This window comes from Tenacibaculum geojense (genome assembly GCF_042676005.1).
Taxonomy (GTDB): Bacteria; Bacteroidota; Bacteroidia; order Flavobacteriales; family Flavobacteriaceae; genus Polaribacter; species Polaribacter geojense.
This window is the reverse complement of the sequence record NZ_JBHTJR010000012.1, coordinates 1-6,339: the sequence shown is the minus strand read 5'-3', so window position 1 is coordinate 6,339 and position 6,339 is coordinate 1. Positions and strand designations below refer to the sequence as shown.

General features: G+C 30.1%; 7 protein-coding genes and 1 pseudogene. All 8 read right to left on the bottom strand.

Annotated elements, in window-relative coordinates:
- Positions 1-844: 844 nt before the first annotated feature.
- Positions 845-1,315, bottom strand: a complete 471-nt coding sequence (locus ACFQ1U_RS00660) for a macro domain-containing protein (RefSeq protein ID WP_386104257.1) — start codon at positions 1,313-1,315, stop codon at positions 845-847.
- Positions 1,303-1,566: a hypothetical protein gene (locus ACFQ1U_RS00655; RefSeq protein ID WP_386104255.1), complete on the bottom strand. Its 264-nt coding sequence runs from the start codon at positions 1,564-1,566 to the stop codon at positions 1,303-1,305. Before ACFQ1U_RS00655 ends, ACFQ1U_RS00660 begins: the two co-directional genes overlap by 13 nt.
- Before the next feature lie 195 nt (positions 1,567-1,761).
- Positions 1,762-2,583 carry a hypothetical protein gene (locus tag ACFQ1U_RS00650; RefSeq protein WP_386104253.1) on the bottom strand — a complete coding sequence of 274 codons (822 nt, stop codon included), beginning with the start codon at positions 2,581-2,583 and terminating at the stop codon, positions 1,762-1,764.
- A 182-nt stretch (positions 2,584-2,765) separates the two neighbouring features.
- Positions 2,766-3,260, bottom strand: coding sequence for a hypothetical protein (locus tag ACFQ1U_RS00645; RefSeq protein WP_386104250.1), 495 nt, complete (start codon positions 3,258-3,260; stop codon positions 2,766-2,768).
- Between the two features lie 144 nt (positions 3,261-3,404).
- Entirely contained in the window at positions 3,405-3,797 is a 393-nt protein-coding gene (locus ACFQ1U_RS00640) for a hypothetical protein (RefSeq protein ID WP_386104248.1), read from the bottom strand.
- On the bottom strand, positions 3,790-5,250 hold the full coding sequence (locus tag ACFQ1U_RS00635) for a hypothetical protein (protein WP_386104246.1): 1,461 nt from the start codon (positions 5,248-5,250) through the stop codon (positions 3,790-3,792). The genes ACFQ1U_RS00640 and ACFQ1U_RS00635 overlap by 8 nt, the downstream gene beginning before the upstream one ends.
- Before the next feature lie 229 nt (positions 5,251-5,479).
- Positions 5,480-5,803: a hypothetical protein gene (locus ACFQ1U_RS00630; protein ID WP_386104259.1), complete on the bottom strand. Its 324-nt coding sequence runs from the start codon at positions 5,801-5,803 to the stop codon at positions 5,480-5,482.
- Positions 5,804-6,238, bottom strand: a pseudogene (locus ACFQ1U_RS00625) (DUF6882 domain-containing protein); the annotation flags it as partial.
- Between the last annotated feature and the right edge of the window lie 101 nt (positions 6,239-6,339).

The window sequence follows — 6,339 nt, the reverse complement described above, 5'->3', positions numbered from 1 at the left end:
ATATTTCTATCGGCTTTTATTTCAGTTTGAAGTTCGATTCTAGGCATTTTTTGGGTATTGTGTACAACGGCTTCGTATAACCCGTCAGTTATCGGGCTAAATTAGCCAAAAGTTTTTAGTTATTTACTAGTTTGAGCAATTCTGAGTGGATTCGTACGTAGTCGAATCCGCCGTAATTGCGGTTATACATTGTTCTACGCAGTTTTTAATTCAAATCTTTAATAATTTCGATATCGCGTTCTGTTAAATTTAAATGTCTTGGACATATTTTTTCAGCAGTCATATCGTATTCATTTAATAAATTATTTAAATCACTTAATCCATTATTAAATAAATAAATAGTATCTGTTTTATGACTAATTCGAATTCTACTATGTTTTTTATTTTTAGGTTTTATTCGGTCTTTATTTTTTTCTATGAATTGACCAAAATTCCAAATAGTATCATTTTGAGGAATTATAGTGTCATAAGTTTTTTTCCATTTAGAGACCTTTGTAAATGTTTCATTTTTAAATTCTCCCTTAATTTTAACGGAATCTAATTTTTTTTGTAATTATAATTCTTTCATAACCAAAAAACAAGCAAGCAGAATAATCAATCCATATTTTCAAGGTATCTAATTCTGTCATTTTTTGCTTGAAATCTAAGTAATCTTTTTTTAGGTTAAAATCAGATTTAACAATTTCCCTTTTTTTCTTAATTTCCTTTTTACAAGAAGCTAAAATCAAGATTGTAATCAATATTTTGAGTAAGTTTTTCAAATTGCGTAGAACGTCTAGGGTATGGTTCGTAGCGTGCTGAAAGCCGCTATGAACTATACCCATTGTTGGCATTTCGTTATTTTTTATTCAAAATCATAAACAGTCACTCTTATATTTCTTTCGATTAACTCTTTATGGATAATTGGTTCAATTTTATTCCAGTCTCCACCAGCAAGTCCACAACCTATTCTAGGCATATGAACTGAATAGCTATTTTGTCCAGAGAAGTCAGCAACTTTCGATAAACACTTTTCAACAGCCTCATATCGGATAGGAATTTGTCCGTCCATTTTTTTAATTTTATGTTGTCCAATCATATTAGCAACTGATAAGTCATAATCTAATTCCACAAATTGAACTTCTCCTAATTCAAATTTATCCTGCGATTTAAACCATTCACGATATTGTTGTTCTGGTTTTTTCCATTTTTTAGATATTGCTAAGACAAATCCTTTTCCCCAACCACCAATGTCATTACAGATATGGACAATCAATTTTTTGTCATTTCCTATCGGGTTTGTTGCATCTCCTTTTATGTAATTTATCGATTCCAATTCTCTTCAAATTCTTTTTGAGAGCATTCTATTCCATCAAATTCAGATAAGTCAAATTTCCCTTCGCCTAATCCTCCAAATTCATCTTCCAATTTATCTTCTGAGTATTTTAAGATTTTACCATTATCAAATATCGTAATCTGTCTATTATAATACTTGTCTTCTCCAACTTCAAAATACCATAATGAAAATCCCCAACTATCAAATTGGTCGCCACGCAATTCATTCCATTTATATTTATAGTATTTCATTTAAGTATTCTCGGTTTTTAATGAATGCCAACGGCTTAGTATAACCCGTCAGTTATCGGGCTAATTTAGCCAAAAGTTTTTAGTTATATACTAGCTTAAGCAATTCTGAGTGGATTCGGACGTAGTCGAATCCGCCGTAATTGCGGTTATACATTGTTGGCAAATCGTTTTTTTTCTATAAATTCGACGCCTATTTTAATTTTTTCTATCATTAGTTGTTTTTAAAACTAATGAAAACCAAGGTTTATTAGAATAGTCATTGATTTCAGATGAATAGAAATTCAAATTATCTTTTTGATAATGATTTACAAGACTTCGCATTTTAAAATTCTGGAGAGGTTTGCTTTTTGGTTCAAAAAGATCAATGTTTATAGGTTTTTTAGCTACTCTTTTTGATTCTATTTTTTCAAATTGATTTAAGTCGTTTTCTAATATTTGATTATCAAGAAATGAATTATGATAATAAGCTATTGAGTCTTTCCTCACATATATAAAGCTTTTCCTTCTTTTGTTTAAAAATAAAGTAGAATCATTTTGGTCTATTTCCCATCCATAACTTATTTTATTTAAGTTATCGTAAATTGATTTTGTATTCTTGTTTTTATTTATACTTAACAAATCATTAGGTAGTAAAATTCTTTCAGGTGTTTTGTGTATTTTTTGGTAGTCAACTAAAGTTATTTCTTTAGGGTTTTCAGTGGAATAAAAAATTTCAATTTTGTCTCCTATTTTTTTCTCCTTGAAATCATAATCATTAATTGAAACAAAGTTTTTATATAAATTTCCTTGTAAGTCATTATAGTTTAAAGTTAACTTATAATAATATTGTTTTTTACGAGCTTTGTTAATAAAATAATAATCATATTTAATGTCCTTTATAATAGCTTCTGTTTTATTTCCATTACTCATTAATTCCTCTTTATTTGCTTTCTTTTTAGCAACAAATAGCTTTACTGAGAAAATTATTATACCAGCTATGATTAGAGCAGGTAAAAAGTTCTTTATTCTATTTATCATTCTAAATATTCTATAAGTTTTTAATGTTTGCCAACGGTTTCGTATAACCCGTCAGTTATCGGGCTAATTTAGCCAAAAGTTTTCAGTTATTTGCTAGCTTAAGCAATTCTGAGTGGATTCGGACGTAGTCGAATCCGCCGTAATTGCGGTTATACATTGTTACCACCAGTTTTTATGTCCGTTTAAAAAAAAATATTTCGGAATAGAAATGGAAAAAGTCCAATTACAATTCCGATTATAAAATTCATTTTTTCTGCTTTTAAATTCCATTCGGTTTGGTTTACTCGAGTCAGATATTCGGTCAGTTTATATATTCCGAGTCCAATTAATGTTCTGACTGATAATTCTGCTAACAATTCCCAATTAAAAATATAATCGGTAATTCTTAACGACAAAGCGAATATTAAATTCGCAATTATTCCAATCGCTAATATTTTTATTAAAGTCAACCATTTTTTGTTATTTAAAAAAATCAGAATTCCAGAAAACGCAGTTAGAATTCCAAAAATAAATTCCGCTATTATGCTTGAATTCGAACGCATTATAACAAAAAGAACCGTCGTAAAATTGTATTTAAAGAAATCCGTTAAACTGTGATAGATTAATCCGATTCCAAATATTATGAATATCAGACCGAAAATCCAGTTGTTATTATTTTTTTGTAGTTCTGTTTTCAAATTGGTGGTAACGTATTAGTATATGAAAAGTAGCAGAATAAAAACGACTACTTTTTCAATTTAAAAACAAAAATAGCAGATAAGAACAAAACTTTGATTTTAGCTCGTAACTGCTATTTTTTATATACTGTGTTATGGTTTGTATTAATAAACAGGTCTATTATCTTCCTTTAAATAGGCTTTAATTATTATTGAATCTCCTCTTTTAAAATAAAATTCATCAATTTTCACAGAATGTCTAGATGGAAAAAGAACCCTTACATTAAATTTATTATTGGGTGAAGCCTTTATTTGTAGAGGGATTATTTTTTTTTCCTTATCGAACTTAATATCAAAATAAACATCATTGACAGTTACTCCTGCATTCAAACCATTTTTATATTCATAGTCATAAGCTTCTACATTGATACTTGAAAATCTACTTTTAGATTCGTGTCTTTCGAAAGTATATGTACCGTTTACAACGGTGGCTCTTTTAGTTACTTTACAAGAAACTAAAAATGATAATAATATAATTATTGCTATTTGCTTACTCACATTGTGTACTTTGAGCACCATTTCTATCATGTCTTTCATTGTTAATAATTTCTTGAATTGCATCTTTTTTATCTTGGTCAAATCCTTGATAAGTATCTGATGATTCTAAACCTCCCCATGACATAGCTTTATAATAATCCATAGGTAGTCTGTGATTATCATAAGCAGATAATGAATAAGCTAAAGCTTCTACAAAATCTTGCATATATTGATGATGACTAAGATTTGAATCTTCATTGTATTCATAAAAATATGCCTTTACATCAATAGTCATATCCGAATCAGGAGCTTTTCTCATTATCCAGTTCATGTATAAGTGCAAGCTTTCATGAATTAGTACCTTAGCAATGGAAAGTCTGGTGGCATCATCAATTAAATCATCATCAAGAGTTATAGAACTTATTCCATTGGTTTTTCCATTTACGGGGCCTCCATGTGGACCAGTTCCTAATTCTGCTACATTAACTATTAAATCATAATTGCTGCATTTACCAAATAAGTCTAATACTATTTGTGATAAATGTTCTTTTCCTTGTAAATCAGGTACTAAAGCTCCATTTAAATCCTTTTCATGGAGTGCATCAATAATATCCCCAACACAAGGACTACCCGTTTCATTAAGAATATCTTCAATACATTCCCCTCTTGTATTCTCAACTGTTCCAGAAGGGCAATTACAAGTATTAGTAGCAGAATTATATACTTTATCACCAGTACAACTTGTTCCGCTTCCAGAGTTAGAACCACCACCTCCATTAGAATCCCAAGCAAAATCACCAAGTAACTCCTCATTTTCTTGATGATAATCATAAACATAAATAAACGGAACTATAGCATAAGGACCTTCTGTTGGTCTCGGTGCAGTAATAACTACTTCATCTAATTGACACAATGTACAATCTATATAAGGACAATCATCAGGACAATCTCCTCCATTTGAACTTCTACCAGAAGTATTTTCTTTTAGTTGTAATTTTTTTACGGGAATACCATTTTCATAAACTAATCCATTAATAAAGTTTCCTTGTAAATCGGAGATATAAGCCTTTCCTGTAAAATTAGACTCACTATTCCCATAGTTTTGGGTCATACTAAATAAAACACCGCTAACAGAATTATTAACTTTAGTAATTAAAATTCTGCTGTACATTTTTTTACCCTCAATATTAGCTGGAACAACTGCAAGAAGTTCATTACTATTTTCTATTTTATCATAAGATAGTTTATCGAAATCTGTAATTAAATTAAAGCTGTTACTTGTCCTTTTGCTTGAGTAATTAGTATCATCCAAAAATTGTTGTACTTCATTAATAGCAGCAGTTGAAATAAAATTTGAGTTGTTAATGGAAGAATTTAGTTGGTTTTCTTCCTTTTCACAGTTCCATAGCATCAGAGAAAGTCCAAACAGGACTAGTCCAAATTTTAGTAGTTTACGTAATTTGTTTGTTTTCATTTTCATGATTTCTAAAGTTAAAATTAATGATTCAGTTTTTAAAATATAGAGTTACAATTTTTATTCACAGCAGTTTGCCATATAAACCATAACGGTTGGGCTATGGTTTCGTTGTGGAATTGTCCGCGAGGACCATTCCACGAGAACCAAGCGATGATTTAAAGATAGGAATTTTCGGTTAGAAAATTCCGCCACAATGAATTATAGCCGTTGTTGTGGTTAGTGTTTTTTATTCGTTTAAATTAAATTCCTTTATCTCAAAATAGCAGTTTTCGCAGACCAATTTAATGTTTGCAAATTCCATTGATTCGTCATTCCAACCGTCTGTTTTAAGTCGTTCTTTTTCGCATTCAGAGCACCAAGCTTGAAAATCGTCTTCCTCGTCCAATTCCATTCCACGATAAGTCTCAAATGCTTCTTCAAATCCTGTTTTGGTTTGATTATTCAAATGTTGACAGATAAACGCCTTTCGTAATTTTCCGTGAATTCCACAGTCAATTAATTCGTTTTCTATTTTCTCAACTTCTTCTTTTGAGATTTGGTCTGTGAGCAAAAAGTATTTTTCCAAATGGTCAGAAATTACTCGATAAGTTCCAATTCCGCCAAGTATGTCGAATGCAATGGAAGTCAATTCCCAACCTGTGTATTTATCTCCGTCAAAATGAGTATTTGACAGATTTTCATATTTCTTTTTTTCTCCGAACTCCTTAACTTTTTAAGTCTGGAATTTTCTCAGTTCAACAGAATGTTCATTTGCCCAAGCCCACATCCAAGTATTTGTCTTTTGAGAAAAAGTTCCAACAGGTATGTATTTGAAATAAATTTCTTTATCGTCTGAATATAATCGCAAAGTTTCGCTGGATTGATTATAGAACCAATTTTCATAATTGTCAAGGTCATATTCGGCTCTGAATTCGTTTTGAAATTCAGTCAGTTTTTGACAGTTTTTGTCTGCATATTTTTCGTATTTCAGAGGTCTAAATATCAATTCTGTTCGTTTTTTCTACATTAACCACAACAACGGCTTCGTATAACCCGTCAGTTATCGGACTAAATTAGCCAAAAGTTTTTAGTTATTTACTAGTTTAA